At 68.5% G+C, this 15743-nt stretch carries 14 protein-coding genes, 7 tRNA genes and 1 pseudogene; 17 read left to right on the top strand and 5 right to left on the bottom strand.

Features of this window, described 5'->3' with window-relative positions; translation table 11 throughout:
* The 6 genes and pseudogenes from ABZW60_RS37185 to ABZW60_RS37160 all read left to right on the top strand — a co-directional run.
* Positions 1–434: WhiB family transcriptional regulator (locus ABZW60_RS37185; protein ID WP_355485051.1), on the top strand; the 434-nt coding region annotated here is incomplete at its 5' end.
* Positions 435–474: 40 nt separating this feature from the next.
* Positions 475–675: a hypothetical protein gene (locus ABZW60_RS37180; protein ID WP_355485049.1), complete on the top strand. Its 201-nt coding sequence runs from the start codon at positions 475–477 to the stop codon at positions 673–675.
* Between the two features lie 13 nt (positions 676–688).
* Positions 689–1468, top strand: a pseudogene (locus tag ABZW60_RS37175) (replication initiator); the annotation flags it as partial.
* A gap of 41 nt (positions 1469–1509) precedes the next feature.
* Entirely contained in the window at positions 1510–2343 is an 834-nt protein-coding gene (locus ABZW60_RS37170; RefSeq protein ID WP_355485047.1) for a replication initiator, read from the top strand.
* 15 nt (positions 2344–2358) lie between these two features.
* Positions 2359–2541: a helix-turn-helix domain-containing protein gene (locus ABZW60_RS37165; RefSeq protein WP_355485045.1), complete on the top strand. Its 183-nt coding sequence runs from the start codon at positions 2359–2361 to the stop codon at positions 2539–2541.
* A complete protein-coding gene (locus ABZW60_RS37160) occupies positions 2541–3659 on the top strand; it encodes a site-specific integrase (protein WP_355485043.1) in 1119 nt (372 codons plus the stop codon). Before ABZW60_RS37165 ends, ABZW60_RS37160 begins: the two co-directional genes overlap by 1 nt.
* A 247-nt stretch (positions 3660–3906) precedes the next feature.
* Here ABZW60_RS37160 and ABZW60_RS37155 read toward each other — a convergent pair.
* A tRNA-Thr gene (locus tag ABZW60_RS37155) sits at positions 3907–3982 on the bottom strand.
* A gap of 832 nt (positions 3983–4814) precedes the next feature.
* On the opposite strand from ABZW60_RS37155, the gene ABZW60_RS37150 reads away from it, so the two are divergent.
* From ABZW60_RS37150 to ABZW60_RS37100, 11 genes are all read left to right on the top strand, one after another.
* Positions 4815–4890 (top strand) — tRNA-Pro (locus ABZW60_RS37150).
* Positions 4891–4984: 94 nt separating this feature from the next.
* Positions 4985–5058 (top strand) — tRNA-Arg (locus ABZW60_RS37145).
* Positions 5059–5060: 2 nt separating this feature from the next.
* A tRNA-His gene (locus tag ABZW60_RS37140) sits at positions 5061–5134 on the top strand.
* Positions 5135–5261: 127 nt separating this feature from the next.
* Positions 5262–5335 (top strand) — tRNA-Leu (locus ABZW60_RS37135).
* 72 nt (positions 5336–5407) lie between these two features.
* Positions 5408–5854 (top strand): HNH endonuclease, encoded by a 447-nt coding sequence (locus ABZW60_RS37130; protein WP_355485041.1) that lies wholly within the window; start codon positions 5408–5410, stop codon positions 5852–5854.
* A 33-nt stretch (positions 5855–5887) separates the two neighbouring features.
* A tRNA-Gln gene (locus tag ABZW60_RS37125) sits at positions 5888–5960 on the top strand.
* An 86-nt stretch (positions 5961–6046) separates the two neighbouring features.
* Positions 6047–7192 (top strand): RtcB family protein, encoded by a 1146-nt coding sequence (locus tag ABZW60_RS37120; protein ID WP_355485061.1) that lies wholly within the window; start codon positions 6047–6049, stop codon positions 7190–7192.
* Between the two features lie 42 nt (positions 7193–7234).
* A tRNA-Ser gene (locus tag ABZW60_RS37115) sits at positions 7235–7325 on the top strand.
* Positions 7326–7451: 126 nt separating this feature from the next.
* Complete coding sequence (locus ABZW60_RS37110; RefSeq protein WP_355485039.1) at positions 7452–8279, top strand: alpha/beta hydrolase; 828 nt, start codon at positions 7452–7454, stop codon at positions 8277–8279.
* Between the two features lie 140 nt (positions 8280–8419).
* The gene (locus ABZW60_RS37105; RefSeq protein WP_355485037.1) at positions 8420–8689 is read left to right on the top strand and encodes an isoprenylcysteine carboxylmethyltransferase family protein; all 270 of its coding nucleotides are present in this window, start codon (positions 8420–8422) and stop codon (positions 8687–8689) included.
* Between the two features lie 350 nt (positions 8690–9039).
* Positions 9040–10953, top strand: coding sequence for a heparinase II/III family protein (locus tag ABZW60_RS37100; RefSeq protein WP_355485035.1), 1914 nt, complete (start codon positions 9040–9042; stop codon positions 10951–10953).
* Here ABZW60_RS37100 and ABZW60_RS37095 read toward each other — a convergent pair.
* From ABZW60_RS37095 to ABZW60_RS37080, 4 genes are read right to left on the bottom strand one after another with little or no spacing between them, the layout of a single operon-like run.
* A complete protein-coding gene (locus tag ABZW60_RS37095; RefSeq protein WP_355485033.1) occupies positions 10933–12228 on the bottom strand; it encodes an alpha-L-fucosidase in 1296 nt (431 codons plus the stop codon). The two genes, ABZW60_RS37100 and ABZW60_RS37095, sit on opposite strands and share 21 nt — an antisense overlap.
* Positions 12225–13592: an FAD-linked oxidase C-terminal domain-containing protein gene (locus tag ABZW60_RS37090; RefSeq protein ID WP_355485032.1), complete on the bottom strand. Its 1368-nt coding sequence runs from the start codon at positions 13590–13592 to the stop codon at positions 12225–12227. The genes ABZW60_RS37095 and ABZW60_RS37090 overlap by 4 nt, the downstream gene beginning before the upstream one ends.
* Complete coding sequence (locus tag ABZW60_RS37085; RefSeq protein WP_355485030.1) at positions 13582–14448, bottom strand: U32 family peptidase; 867 nt, start codon at positions 14446–14448, stop codon at positions 13582–13584. The genes ABZW60_RS37090 and ABZW60_RS37085 overlap by 11 nt, the downstream gene beginning before the upstream one ends.
* Positions 14445–15689, bottom strand: a complete 1245-nt coding sequence (locus tag ABZW60_RS37080) for a DUF2088 domain-containing protein (protein ID WP_355485029.1) — start codon at positions 15687–15689, stop codon at positions 14445–14447. Before ABZW60_RS37080 ends, ABZW60_RS37085 begins: the two co-directional genes overlap by 4 nt.
* Between the last annotated feature and the right edge of the window lie 54 nt (positions 15690–15743).

Here is a 15743-nt window from a genome sequence, read left to right as displayed (position 1 = left end):
TGAGAGATTCCTCGAAGAATCACGCGGTGACCGCACCCACGTCCACACCCGGGCCGGCCACCACCACGTCGTACACCACTCTGCTGGACGCAACTGCCTGCCTCGGCAGCACCGATCCCGCGTTCACCAGCGAGGAACCCACCGCCAGGGAACAGACCGACGCAGCGCAGACCGTCTGCGCGATTTGCCCGGTCCGCCGATCCTGCCTCGCCTCCGCACTGCTCAACGACGAACAAGGCGTTTGGGGCGGCACCACCGACACGGACCGGGACGCCATCACAGCCAAGCTCGCCGGACTCTCGGCGTACTGGGCACGGATCGCGCCCTGGCCGCTCCCCGCCGCCTGCCGAACCGAATGGACGCCGGGACCCAAGGCGCTCGACCCCACCAAGCCCCTTCCGGTACCGCGCGACGCAGAGAGAGCCGCAGCATGAGCAACGCCGGCCGAACCTTCGCTGGCTGGGCGGCCTTGTGATGACCGTGCAAATGCGTCTGTCCGGCGACCCAGCGGAGATCGAGGTCATGGTCAAGGTCCTCGCCGTTGTGTTCCAACTCGACGGCTCCGGGCGGCTGGACACCAACCAGGGAGCCGCGGGCGCTCGCTGCTACGTCACCGCCCGAATCCCCAACAAACACGACCGATCCGAGCCGCTGACGCCGGATCAAATCCAGTAGGGAGGTGGTCCAGATGACCGACACCGCAACGCACGGCAGGATCACGCTGGACCGCTTCCCGCTGGACGTCGTACAAGATCTCGCGATCACCAACGGCGTTTGCGTCCGGCCGATCCTGAACCGCGTTGTCGACACCGAGACCGGCACCGAGCGCATCGTCGGTGTCTCCTGCGGGTCGACCCTCGTCTCGAAGTGCCCGCCTTGCGCTGAGGCCAACCGGCGACTGCGGATGCAGCAGTGCCGCGAGGGCTGGCACCGAGACACCGAACTCGAACTCCCCGCCGACACTGACCAGCTCGAGGACGAGGACCAAGCCGAACCCGAGGACGCCGGCACCGACGAGGACTCCACTCGCCGGGTGCGCTCGACCCGTCGACGCCAGGACGCGCCGGACCTGCCGCGGGTCCCGATGAGCAAGCGCACGGTCGGTACGACGTTCCACGCACCCAACGGCAAGACCTACCGCCCCTCGATGTTCATCACCGTCACACTCGACTCGTACGGCGCGACACACCGTCTCCCGTACCGGGTCAAGGGCAAGCTCGTGCCGTGCTCGTGCGGCGTCCACCACAGCCTAACCTCGCCCGTCCTGTCGACGCCGGTCGACCCGTCGACGTACGACTACCGCCGCGCCGCACTCGACGCGCTGCACTTCTCCAAGGGCGTCGACCGCTTCGTTCAGAACCTGCGCAGGTGCGCCGGGTACAAGGCGCAGTACTTCGCCGTGGTCGAGCCACAGAAGCGCCTCGCGCCGCATCTGCACATGGCAGTCCGGGGGACCGTGCCGCGTGAGCTCGTCCGTCAGGTCGCCGCCGCGACCTACCACCAAGTCTGGTGGAGACGCCCGTCTACGGCGCTCAGACCGGCTGTGATCTCCCTGTCTGGGACGAGGACACTGAACGCTTCCTCGACCCCGCCACGGGCGTCCTGCTGCCCACCTGGGACAACGCCTTGGACGACCTCGCCGCCGACCCCGCCGCGCAACCCGCGCACGTCGTCCGCTTCGGTGAACAGGTCGACTACAAGGGCATCGTCGCGGACTCAGACGCCAAGGTCGGCAAGGCAATCGGCTACCTGACCAAGTACCTCGGCAAGGCGATCGGCGAGACCTACGGCGACGACCGCGCCGACCTGCACCCGGCCCAACTCGACCACTTGAACCGGCTTCACGAGCACGTCAAGGTGCTGCCCTGCTCGCCGGCCTGCGCGAACTGGCTCCTCTACGGGATCACCCCGAAGGACGCGACCGGCAACCTCGTCCCCGGCGAATGCGACAGCAAAGCCCACGACCGTTCACATCTCGGCCTCGGTGGTCGCCGCGTCCTGGTCTCCCGTCAGTGGACCGGCAAGACCCTGACCGACCACCGCGCCGACCGCGCCGAAGTCATCCGCCATACCCTGGCCGCCGCCGGCGTCGAGATGGACGACCAAGCCGCGCTGTCCGTCGACCAGACCACCAGCGACGACGAGCAACTGCGGTTCATCTGGCCCCCCGTCCGCCCCGGCGACGAGGACGCACCCACACAGAAGGAAGTCCTGGCCTACAGCATCACCAAACGCATCCGCTGGCGCGAGCAATACGAGGCGGCCAAACAACGCGCCCGCGACGGCACATCACCACTTGACGAACCCAATTCGGCAACCGGCACCGCCGCGTCTGCGGCCTGAACACGAGGGATACCCATGCAAGACATCAAGCTCCTGTACCGCGTCCCGGAGGCCGCGCAAGCGCTAGGCATCAGCCGCGCGAAGGTGTATCAGCTCATCCAGTCAGGCGCTCTGCGGTCGGTCAAGATCGACAGCTCACGCCTTATCCGAGCCGCCGATCTCATGGAGTTCGTGGCTGACCTGGATCGGGCCGCCTGATGGGGAAGCTCAAGGACGGCGTGATGAAGCGCGGCAAGACGTGGTCGTACGTCATCCGCGTGATCGATCCGGACACCGGTCTGAGCAAACCCAAGTGGGTCGGCGGCTTTGCGACCGAAGACGACGCCAAGGAAGCCCGCGACGATGCTAGACGGGCGGCACGACGAGGTGAGTACGTCGACCGTTCGGCAATCACCGTCAAGGAGTACCTCGGTGACTGGCTCGATGCTCACGCCCTGGAGACCAAGCCGCGGACGTTGGCCGGCTACCGCTGGCTCATTCGGCAGTACGTCGAGCCGCGCATTGGCCGTCAGCGTCTCCAGGCGATCCGGCCCACCACGTTGACGAAGCTGTATCAGGATCTTCTTAAGGGTGGTCGAGCCGACGGCGACCCGCTCGCTAGGGCAACCGTCGACAAGGTTCACGCGGTACTGCGGAAGGCGTTCAACGATGCCGTGAAGTTCGAGGGCGTTCTGTCGAGTAACCCGGCTGACCGCGCGAAGCGTCCACGGCGTACCGCTCGCCCGTCTGTGGAGGTTTGGAACGCCGACGAGCTGCGTCTGTTCCTGGGCCTCATGGCCACCCATCGACTCCGGGCGTTCTACCGGCTGGCGGCGTATACAGGCGCTCGGCGTGGAGAGCTGCTGAACCTGCGATGGGCTGACATCGACTGGAAGGCGCCGGCTGTCCGAATCCGCGGCTCGGTTGGCATCGTGGAGGGCGAACGGGTGGAGGGGACCACGAAGGGCGGACGGGAACGGGTCGTGAGTATCGACCCCGACACGGTGACGGAACTCAAAGCACACCGCCGCCGCCAGATGGCGGACCAAGCCAAGATCGGAGACGCCTGGCCTGACACCGGCCACGTGTTCACGACCGGGCTCGGTGAGCCGATCTATCCGGACACGGTCACGCAGTTCATGGGCAAGGTCATCCGCGCGTACAACATGCCCGACCCTGAGAACCCGGACAAGACGCCGCTCCCCCACGCGCGGCTGCACGATCTGCGGCACGTTCACGCGACACTGCTTCTCATCGCTGGCGTACCGGTGCATGTCGTGGCCGAGCGGCTGGGCACGCTGATCCGGCCATCACTCTCCGGATCTACGCGCACGTGATCCGGACCCACGCAGCCGGCGTCGCCGGCATCTTCGCCACTGCCGCTGCAAAGTCGGAGCCTGCTAACACATACGAGGACGACGCCGACGAGCCAGACGATGAAGACGGTCCGGAGGCCTCCGCGCTGGTGCCCAGTTAGCAAGGGTGTTAGCAAACTCGCACCATGAGTGGCACCACGAGACAGCTCGGACATGCAGAACCCCAGGTCATGTTGCCCGTGACCTGGGGTTTCTCCGTCTACCGGAGTGGAGCCGCCTGTCGGAATCGAACCGACGACCTTCTCATTACGAGTGAGACGCTCTGCCGACTGAGCTAAGGCGGCGTGTACCGAGGCAAGAGTGTAGCGGGAGGAGGGCGTGGATTCCGAATCGGATCCTTGGTGAGGGTACGGCGGGGTGGCGGGTGTGGTCGGAGTCACCTTCCTCGGGTCTGGGGTACGGGGGCGCCATGACCGGCAATAGGGCCGCGCAGCGGGTCACAAGCCGCGGCACACCGGTCGGCCGAGGGCGCCGTACGACGGGAGGGGTCGATCGCGTGGGTGGGCCGGGCGCAGCCGGGCTGCGACGGAACTGACGACGCCGACGTACGACGGAGCTGACGCCGGCGAATACAGCCGGGACATCAGCCGTCGGCGGGAATGCCTCGTGGGATGCCGCGCGTGGATGCGGAACCGACTGCACAGGGCGGCCGTCGGAGGGGTGTGGAAATGGTGGGGGAAGAATTGTTTCGGGAAATGCGTTGACTTGAACCGACGTGCTGGGTGAGACTATTTCCCGCAAGACCGAGAAACCTGAGGAGAAGATCGTGTACGGGACGGACATTCTGAACGAGGCCTGGCGGCGGCGCCGTGTGGTCTTGTCGGTGTGCCTGCGACCCGTGGGCGACATGGCCTTCGAATACCACCAGCTCAGCCCGCGTTCGGGCGGTCCGCCTGGGTGATCTCCGTGTTGGGAGGTCTCCAGCGAGCCGTCTGAGCCGGGTTCCGGCAGCAGGCGGCTCTTTTCTTTTGCCCGGGAACGGGCCACGTCGGTGCGCAATGGTTGCGGACCGGATTCCAAACCCGCGTCACGAGGGTTCGACTCCTTCCACCGATGCTTTTCCGGTATTCACGGATATCGGCACGAACAATTGACAACTGGATATCTATCGCAATTCCAGCTGTAGGCCAGCGGCCAGGCCACCTCATTTGGGTTGAGGGGATCGGAGGTTCGAGTCCTCCCAGCTGGACCAGGCGCCCGCAGGATGCTCTGCTACCGGCCGAGCGGGCGCCACAAGCGTGCCCTGCGCCGGAAATCCGCAGTACATCCGGCGCAGGGCGCCACGAACGCCCGTGGCTCAACCGGACAGAGCGCCTGCCTACGAAGCAGGAGGGTGCAGGTTCGAATCCTGCCGGGCGTGCTGTGTCCGAGGCAGAAGCGGGCGATGCGCCGGGATGTGGACCCGGAGGAAGCGGGTTCGAGCCCCGCCGGACACCCTGAGTGGCACCCGGGATGACACCTCGGGTGACGCCCGTGCGACACACCGTCGCCACACGCAACCGTCGCCGTACGCGACTGTCGCCGTACGCGACTGTCGCCGTACGTAACACAACGCAGTACCCCGCGGCTCTGGCCCAACTGGGAGAGGCGCCTGGCTTAGGACCAGGAGGTTCAGGGTTCGAATCCCTGGGGCCGCACGCACTGACCGACACCGATTTCCCCGACCTGCCGACCGCGGGTCGGGCACACTGGGAGGGAGGAGGAACCACATGAGCGGTGTGATCGTCCTGAACGCCTCGTACGAGCAGCTGCACGTCGTGTCGATCCCGCACGCCATCCGGATGCTCGTCCGCGAGGTCGCGGTCGTCGAGGAAGCCCACGACGGCGCCAGCATCGGACCGTTCCCTCTCCCGCGCGTGCTCCGGCTCGTCCGGTACGTCGTGATGAAGTGGCGCTACGCCTCCGGCCGCCTGCAGTACACGCGGGCCGGCGTCCTGAAGCGCGACAAGTACACGTGCGCGTACTGCGGCAAGCTCGGCGCCACCACGATGGACCACGTGGTGCCACGATCACGGGGTGGACGGGGCGAGTGGCTGAACGCCGTCGCCGCGCACTCCGCGTGCAACGAGAAGAAAGGCTCGCGAACACCGGAAGAGGCCGGCATGCCGCTGTTGTGGCAGCCGTGGATCCCTTCCCGTGCCGAGATAGCGCTCTGACGCGACACCCACCGGTGCCGCCGACGAGCGCGATGCCAGGTGGGCGACGGTGACCCACCCTCGGTTCTGACCCGAGGTCCCGCAGGTTCGAGCCCTGCCCTGGCAGCTGCATGCATGCATCCAGACAGACGAACGAGGAGGGGAATCGTGGAGCTTCCGGTTGAGCTGAGTGGGGCGAAGAGCTCCACGCTCATGTGGGCGCAGGAGTACGACGTCGACGCGAAGGCGCTGCAGCAGCTGCGGAACATCGCGGCGCTGCCGTGGGTGCACGGCGTCCGGGTGATGCCGGATGTGCACCTCGGCAAGGGTGCGACGGTCGGGTCGGTGATCGCGATGTACCAGGCCGTGTCGCCGGCGGCGGTCGGGGTCGACATCGGGTGTGGCATGGAAGGTGTGCTGACCTCGCTGACGGCGGCGGACCTGCCGGACGACCTGTCGGCGATCCGGTCGCGGATCGAGGCCGCCGTACCGGTCGGTTTCCGGGCCCACGAGGACCCGGTCGGCGTACGGCGGCTCGGGCTGGACCCGCGTCCGTGGGACCGGCTGTGGGGCGGGTTCACGAGTCTGCACGACGGGGTGCAGGACCGGGAGCGCAAGGCCAAGCAGCAGATGGGGTCGTTGGGCGGGGGCAACCACTTCATCGAGGTGTGCCTCGACGACGAGGACCGCGTGTGGCTGATGCTGCACTCCGGCAGCCGGAACATCGGCAAGGAGCTCGCGGAGCGGCACATGCGGATCGCGCGGGAGCTGCCGCACAACGCCGATCTGCCGGACCGCGACCTGGCGGTGTTCCTGTCCGGTACGCCGGAGATGGACGCGTACCGCCGGGACCTCACGTGGGCGCAGGAGTACGCCGCCCGGAACCGGGCCGTCATGCTCGCGCTGGTGATGCAGGCGGTGCGGGAGTCGTTCGAGGTCGACGTACGGTTCGAGCAGCCGATCTCGTGCCACCACAACTACGTGGCCGAGGAGCAGTTCGACGGGCTCGACCTGCTGGTCACCCGCAAGGGCGCGATCCGGGCGGGGCGCGGGGACCTCGGGCTGATCCCGGGGTCGATGGGCACCGGTTCGTACGTCGTCCGCGGGCTCGGCTCGGAGCGCTCGTTCTACTCGGCCTCGCACGGGGCAGGCCGGCGGATGAGCCGCAACGAGGCGAAGCGCCGCTACACCGTCGACGACCTGGTCGCCCAGACCAAGGGCGTCGAGTCCCGCAAGGACGCCGGCGTCGTCGACGAGATCCCCGCCGCCTACAAGGACATCGACTCGGTCATCGCCGCCCAGTCCGACCTGGTCGAGGTCGTCGCCCACCTGAAGCAGGTCATCTGCGTCAAGGGCTGAACAGGTTCCTGCCGTGTTCAGGGGACACGGCAGGAACCTCGAGGTGAGGTCCGCCTGTTGGTAGGGGCAGCGGTTTGCTGAACCGTCGGTCGGCTGGCATGTCGGCTCGTGAGTTCGAATCTCACTCTCACCGCTGGGTGGCCGGGATGGACCGGCCACCCTGCCAACCCTGGGTACGTGGTTGTTCGCAGGGGTGGTCTGAGCAGTTTGGGTAGTTCTTCCGAAGCGGGCGTGCGGCGTCGCCTCTTACGTTGGCGTCATGATCGAGCGGGAGCGGCTGCTGGACGGGCTGCCTGTCGGTGAGCGACGGGTGGATGTCGGCGGTGTGTCCACGGTCGTTCTCGAGGGTGGGAACGGGGCGCCGCTCGTGCTGCTGCACGGCGGGATCGAGTGCGGAGGGGCCTATTGGGCGCCGGTGATTCCGGCGTTCGCGCAGCAGCACCGGCTCGTCGTACCTGACGTGCCGGGGCTCGGCGAGTCCGAGCCGGTGGCCCGGCTGGACCAGGCGACCTTCGACGGTTGGCTGGCGAAGCTGCTCGAGCTGACCTGCGAGCAGCCGGCGGTCTTGGTCGCGCACTCGCTCGTCGGCACACTGGCCGCGGGCTTCGCCGCGCATCACAGGAAGCAACTGCAGCGGTTGGTGCTGTACGCCGTACCTGGCGTCGGGCCGTACCGGCTGCCGATCGGCCTGCAGATCACAGCGATCAGGTTCGCGCTCCGTCCGTCCGAGGCGAACATGGTGCGGTTCGAGCAGTGGGCGTTCGCCGACCTCGACTCCGCCCGCCGCCGCGACCCGGACTGGATGCACGCCTTCACCACGTACACCAGGACCCGCGCCCGCGTGCCGCACGTCAAGCGGACGATGCGCCACCTCGTCACCACCTGCACGAAGCAGATCCGCGACCACATCGACGTACCGACGACGCTTCTCTGGGGCGCGAAGGACCGATTCGTACCGCTGAGGCTTGCCGAAGAGGCCGCGAGCAGGCTGAACTGGCCGCTGAAGGTGATCGACGACGCCGGGCATGTCCCGCACATCGAGCGACCCGGCGCCTTCCTCGAGGAACTCACACGGACACGAGGCTGACCAACATCCCGATCCCCGAAGCCACCGTCGCCGGGATCGCGATCGGGTTCGCCCTCGAGCAGCTACGCCCGGGGCATCTCCGCAGGCGCCGCGCCGGGTGGGCGCTCGTCGCCGCCGGCGGCCTCGTCATCGCGGGCGCGTTGCGAGCAGCAACAACCACCGACCTCGCCCACCCCCGGCAACTCGTCACCAGCGGGCCGTATGCACTGAGCCGGAACCCGATGTACGTCGGGTGGTCGCTCATCCATCTCGGGATCGGGCTGGCTGCAGGGTCGGTGTGGGTCGTGGCGACGGTGCCGCCGGCCGGGGTGGTCGTCCACCGAGAGGTGCTGGCCGAGGAGCGCCGGCTGGAAGAGCAGTTCGGAACCATGTACCGGCAGTACCGCGCGACCGTACGCCGGTACGTCTGACAACAACCATCAGAGAGGAGGACCGGCCGTGGCCGACCTCAGGAACAGGAAGCGAGTGCCCAGTGGCAGGACCGGTGCTCCAGTCCGGCAGGGACACTCGATGCGACGCGTGCTGCTTGCCTGCGGGCATGTGCAGCGCGATCGGATCGCCCAGCGTGGGGATCACGTGTGGTGCGAGGCCGAATGCTCCGACTGGATCCGCGTGGTCTCTGTCGAAGAGTAGTCACCCGATCACGCCGTCCCAGGCAACAAAACCCGCCGCAACTTTCTCCGCCGGTTGACCATCGTGGCGGTTGTACAGGTTGTCACCGCCGGGCTGGGGGGCCGCGGACGAGTGGGTGGGGAAATGCATGATCAGATGGTTGCCGGTGCTCGGCCTGGTGGCCGGCGGGCTGGCGGGTACCGCCGGTATCGCTGCGGCCGAGACCGGTCCGGGGATCGCGATCGCCGCGGATCTGCCGGAGCCGCAGGGCGCACAGTTCATGCCAGGGGCAACAAACGTCGTCCCGGCGACCGCTGTGGTCGCGAAGAGTGCCCGAGCGATCACTACCGGGGCAGGTGGCACCTACACCTGCCCCGGTTTCAGCACGGTCGACGACGCCACGCCGGTGTCGTCGATACTCCAGGACACCTACACCTGGGGCGGATTCAAGCCGTACAAGGTTGGTGACGGCAACGGAAACGTCAACTGGCGACTGAATCCGTACAACAATCCCAGCTGGTACATGTGGCTCCACTCGCTTCGTTGGCTGGGCCAAGGAATCACCGCGGCCGCGCAGGGCGACACCGCCGCGCTCGACCGCGTGACGACGATCGTCCGCGACTGGGTCCGCGACAATCCGTACTCCTGGAAGGGTGATGTCGGCGCCTGGGAGTCGACGATGCACCGCACCAACGTGATCATTTGCACTCGGCAAGCAGTTCTCGCCGCCCTGGACGCCACTACGCTGCCGGCCCAGTACGGCTGGCTCGACGCGGCGCTGCTCGACCACGCCCAGTTCCTGGTCAACAACTGGAGCGGCGCCTGGAACCACGGCACCGACGAGAGCATCGCGCTGTTCGGCGTCGGCTGCACGCTCGACCGCCCCGACTACCTGACGCTCGCGCAGCAGCGCCTCGACACCGGCATCACGACCTCGATCGACGCCGAGGGCTCGACCAACGAACAGTCGACCGCGTACGCGCAGTTCAACTACTCCCTCTGGGGCCGTGCCGTCGACGTCCTGCGAGCCTGCGGCGCCGACCCCGGTACGACGATCGCGGCGCGCCGCGCACTGCTGGCCGACTGGCTCACCCTGGCAACGAACTCCCTGGGCAACCTCCACCAGATCGGTGACTCCGAGGTCGTCCGTACTGCGGCCGTCGCCGGAACGCCGCTCGAGTACGCCGGAAGCCTCGGCGCGACCGGCACCGCGCCGACCGAGCGTGTCGGCATGTTCTCCGCGGGCTATGTCTTCGGCCGGTCCGGATGGAGCAAGTTCGCGGACCAGTCGTCGTACAGCATCAGGTACGGTCCGACGCGACAGTTGCACGGTCACAGCGACCACACGTCGCTCACGTACACCGCTCGCGGGCGGGACATCCTGATCGACGGCGGGCACGCCGGCTACCAGAACGACGTCTGGCGGACCTGGGCGAAGAGCCCCTTCGCCGGCAGCGCGATGACGACGCCGCTGTCGGCGGACACGCGGCCGGTAACCAAGCTGACCCGGTCGCAGGTCAAGCCGAACGCCGATTTCTTCGAGTTCTCGGACGTGCCGGGAGCCGGCATCAGCCGCGTCCGCGGCGTCCTCGTGCTCAGCAATCCGGACCTGGTCGTGACGCTCGACCGTGCGTCGTCCAAGACCGCGCAGCAGTTCCAGACGCTGTGGCACCTGCCCGCGGACCAGAAGGCGACCGTGTACTCACGGACCACCGCCCTGGCGGCGAAGCCGGGTGAGGACACCCGGACGATCCTCTTCCAGGTGCCGTACCGGCAGGCCCTGCCGCCGGGCGCGATCCTGCTCAAGCAGGCGCAGACGAACCCGATCCAGGGTTGGACCTACCCGAACATCAACACGCGGCTCCCGGCGCCGACCCTGATGTTCGCGCGGTCCGGCACCACGGCATCGATCCTGTCGTTCATCGCGCCCGTCAGGGCCTCCGGGGGCGTCACGTACGCGACCCGCTGGTCCGGTACGACCTACGTCGTCGACCTGAGCGTGGCCGGCGTCCGCACGTCGATCGGTATCACCGCGGGCGGCTCACTCGTTCGCCTGGCCTGACCGATCCAGCAACGGGTCGAAGTGGACGGTCAGCGAGACGTCCGTTTCGGCCCGGCTGGACAGGACCCGGACGCGTACGTCGGCAGGCGTGATCGGCGAGGGCAGCGTCAGCAGGCGACGATGCCCGATGGTCGTCTCCCGGGCGATCTCCTGCCACCCGCCGTCGACCAGCGCGTCCACCGCGAAGGACTCGACCTGCTGTCCCAGAGAGATGTCTTCTCGCAGGTCCAGCACGTTGACCGTGCCGGGCAGTGTCACCGGTGTGTCGTAGTACTCACGCACCGCGGCCCCGAACCCGGCCAGCGCGGCAACATCCGGATCGGCGAACAGGCCGCGCCGATCGGGCGGGACGTTCAGCAGCAGTACGGCGTTCCGCCCGACCGACTTGCGATAGATGTCCAGCAGCTCCGGCACCGGCTTCACCGCGGCGTCCTCGGACGCGTGGTAGAACCACCCGGGCCGGATCGACACGTCGACCTCGGCCGGGTACCACCGGAGCTCGTCGGCCTGGGCCAACTCCTCCGGCCCGGCCACCGAGGCCGCGGTCTGCGCGGCCACCATCTCGCCGCCGGCGAACGGGACGACGCTCCACTCGGTCTCCCGCGCGAACCCGTCCTCGTTGCCGACCCACCGCACATCGGGCCCGCCGATCGCGATGGTGGCGTCCGGGGCGAGCCGCCGGATCAGGTCGAACCACGCGTCGTACGCATAGGTCTGCGCGCTGCTCGTCGGATTCGCGCCGTCCAGCCAGACCTCGGCGATCGGCGCGTACGACGTCAGCAGCTCGTGCAACTGCTGCAGGTAGAACCGGTTGTAGTCGTCGACCACATACGAGAACTCCCCGATCCGCGACGCGACCGCCGGGCTGCCGTTGCCGTAGTACCCGCCCGGCGCCTTCTCCTGGTACAGGTCCGCGGGCGACAGATACACGCCGAACCCCAGACCGGCCGCCTCACACGCGATCGACAGTTCGCCGACCACGTCACGACCGTACGACGCGGCAACGGTGTGCGGCAGATACTTGCTCGGCCACAGGCAGAACCCGTCGTGGTGCTTGGCCGTCAGGATCACGCTCTTGAACCCGGCGGCGACCAGCGTGGAAACCCACTGCGAGCAGTCCAGCGCCGTCGGCTCGAACGCGGCCGGGTCGTCGAGACCGGTCCCCCACTCGAGGTCGGTGAACGTGTTCGGCCCGAAGTGCACGAACGCGGTCAGCTCCTGCCGCTGCCACGCCAACTGCCGCGCCGACGGACGAACGGCGGACGGATCGATCACAGCAGCACCTTCCCGGGGTTGAGCAGGTTCAAGGGGTCGAAGGCGGCCTTGATCCGCCGGTGCAGCTCGAGCCCGACCGGTCCGAGCTCGGTCTCCAGCCAGCGTGCCTTCAGCGTGCCGATCCCGTGTTCGCCGGTGATCGTGCCGCCGAGCCGCAGCCCCAGCTCCATCACCGCCCCGAAGGCCTCGAGCGCCCGCGCCTCGGCGGCCGCGTCGTCGCGGTCGAACACCACGGTCGGGTGCATGTTGCCGTCGCCTACGTGCCCTGGGCAACAGATCAGGACGTCGTACTTCGTGCTGATCTCGGCGATCCCGCGCAACAGTGTGACCAGCTGCGAGCGCGGCACGGAGACGTCGTCGATCAAGGTGACGCCGAGCGGCTCCAGCGCCGAGTTGACGAGGCGGCGGGCTTCGAGCAGCATCCGCGACTCCTCGGCGTCCGAGGCCTCGGCGACGTCGATGGCGCCATGGTCGGAGCAGATCGCAGCGATCCGGGCCACATCCTCGGCGGCCCGCTCTCCCCGGTCTGACTGTGCCAGCAGCATCGAGCCGACGTTCTCGGGCAGGCCCATGTCCCGGTAGCTCTGGATCGCCCGCAGCGTCGGCTGGTCCAGGAACTCCAGCAACGACGGCCTCAGACCAGACGCCATCACTGCGGCAGCGGCCGCGATCCCATCCTCGATGGTCAGGAAGGTGGCGGCCGCGGTCAGCGCGGCTTCAGGGGCAGGCTGCAGTGCGAGGGTCGCCTCAGTCACGACACCCAGCGTGCCTTCGGAGCCGACGATGAGCCGGGTCAGGTCGTACCCGGCAACGCCCTTCGCCGCCCGGCGACCTGTCCGGACGACTTCGCCCGACGCCAGCACGACCTCCAGGCCGCGCACGAAGTCCGACGTCACGCCGTACTTCACGCAGCACAACCCGCCGGCGTTGGTCGCGATGTTCCCGCCGATCGTCGACATCTCCCACGACGACGGGTCCGGCGGATAGAACAACCCCTGCTCCAGGACGGCGCGGGACAACGACGCGTTCACCACGCCTGGCTGGACGACGGCCACCTGGTCCTCGACGGACACCTCGAGGATGCGCGTCATCCGGGACGTCGACAGCAGCAGGCAGCCGTCGATCGCGTTCGCGGCGCCCGACAGCCCGGTCCGCGCGCCCTGGGTGACCACCGGCACCCGGAACTCGGACGCCAGCCGCAGAACGTCCTGCACCTCGGCGGTACTCGTTGGTCGCACCAACGCGCGCGGAGAACCCGCGGAACAGAACGTGGCGTGGTCGTTCCGGTGATTTTCCAGGATTTCCGGATCGTCGACGACGTCGCCGAGGACCGACCGGAGCCGGTCCGCGAAATCATCCCTCATCTTGCTCAGCGAGCAACCGCAGGATCAGCTCCGCCCGGCGGACGCGTTCACGACCGAGGGCCTCCGCCGTAGCCGAAAGATGCGCGCCGACCGGATAGATGTTCGGCGCGTTCCGCAGCCCCATCTTCAGGTACACCGGCGCCGCCGCCCGGACGACGTCCGGTACGTCGTAGAAGCGGACGTGGCCGCCCTGGTCGTCGGGAACCTCGATGTACATGTCGATCGGCACCGTCGTCACCGAGCGGATCTCCGCCAGCACCGGCACCGGCAGGTCGGTCGACACGTTCAGGCTGGTCGCGCCGAGCCGCTCGTACAACCGCGCGGTCGGTGCGTTCGGCAACGGCATCAGCACCGACGTCTTCAGCACCAGGTCCGACGGCAGCTCGCCCTCGATCTTCAGCCGGCCGAGGATCTCCAGGACGCCGATGTCGCCGACCAGCAGGCTCCGCACGCCGAGCTCGACCGCGCGGTACGCGTCACACAACGACGCGGCCACCTGGTCGTTGCCCCGCGCGACACCGCCGACCGCGGCCGACACCTTCGCCTGGCCGCCGATGTCCCAGGCGCCGCGCGGCCCGAGGAACAGGCAGACCTCGACACCCGCGGAGGCGCCGAGCGACAGCATCTCCTCGATCTCGCCGTCGGTCAGCATCATCACGCCGCTGCCCTGCGACACCCGGTCGATCGTGACGCCGCGCTCCTTGGCCTCCTCGAGGACCGCCGTCATCACCCGCGGCCCCTCGCAGGACGGGATCTCCACCTTGTACGGCGACCCGTCGGGGAAGGTCTTCGTGGACGCCTCCCCGGGCCGGAAGCCGCGGTCGGCGAGCAGGGCACGTGCTTCGCGAAGGTTCATGTCTCGCTCCAAGGTCCGAGTCGTCCGGCCGGCGTCAGGTCCCGCGCCGTACCGGTGATCTCCAGGTCGAATCGTTCGGCCGCCTCGGTCAGCAGGGCCGGTGTCACCATCAGCTCGTTCGGCGACAAGGTGTCCTTGATCCGGGCCAGCCGGAGCTCGGACCAGTGCCGCCGCCCGCACATCGTCACGGCGGCGAGGACGGCAGCCTCGTCGTCCTCCATCACCATCGGCAGCCGCGAGCGCCGTGCACCGCCGGCGCCCGACGTCAGCGCGTTCACGTAGCTGGCGCGCAGGTCGATCTGCTCCAGCAGCCGCGCCGGGATCACGTCGGCCAGGCCGAGCCCGGACGCGTTCCCGTGCGAGGCCGGCGACAGCGAGTGCACGCTGATCGCGGCGATCGACGGCGACTCGAACTCGGGGATGCCGTGCACCCAGCACCGGCCGATCACGTTCGTGTCCATGCCCGCGCCGGACTTGTCCTTGCCGAGCTCGTCGACCACCAGGACGTCGAGCTGGTCGAACGGCAGCCGCCCCAGCAGGCTCGATGCCCTTTGCAGCAAGGCGTTCTCGGCCGCCGTGGCGATGCCGTCGGCGGCCAGCAACTCGACCGCCGCGGTCTGCTCGTGGGCGTTCTCCAGGATCGCCAGACCGCCGAGGATCTTGCCCTGCGCGACCACCATCCGGGCGGCGGCCTCGATGTTGGCGCCGAGCGACGGGATGCCGCCGGCGTGCAACGAGGCCGCGCCGAGGTGGTTGCCGAGCCCGATCGCGAGGATCTTCGCGATCCCGCTCTCGATCGGTCCGCGGAAGTCGGTGTGCGGTTTGATCCGGTTCACCAGCAGGACGCCGTCGGCCTTGGCGGCGATCGCGTCGTGGTGCACCTCGGTCCCGTCCGCCAGGGTGCCGACGACGACGGTCTCCATCGTGGCCTCGATCGGACAGCCGACGGTCTCCGCGGTGATCCCGAGACCGGCGAGCATCTCCCGCTGGCCGTCGGCGGTCGCACCGCCGTGCGAGCCCATCGCCGGGATCACGAACGGCGCGGCGCCGGTGTCCCGCAGCCAGTCCACGGCCGCCTTCACCACCGGCACCAGGTCGTGGATCCCGCGGCTGCCGGCCGTCACCGCGATCCGGGCGCCGGGCAGCACCCGGTCCCGGAGCGGTTCGAGCGCCGCGCGCGCGTCGCCGTACGGGTCGGCCGAGACCGGCAGATCCGTGAGGATCCGCCGGATCGGCGTCACCTGCGGGAGGGTCCCCGCAGGCCGCAGCCCTCGAACCGCCTCGAAAGGTCCCCA

Source organism: Kribbella sp. NPDC003557 (assembly GCF_040610805.1).
Classification (GTDB): Bacteria; Actinomycetota; Actinomycetes; order Propionibacteriales; family Kribbellaceae; genus Kribbella.
Note: the sequence above shows the minus strand (reverse complement) of the source record. Positions and strands in the feature narration are given on the sequence as shown.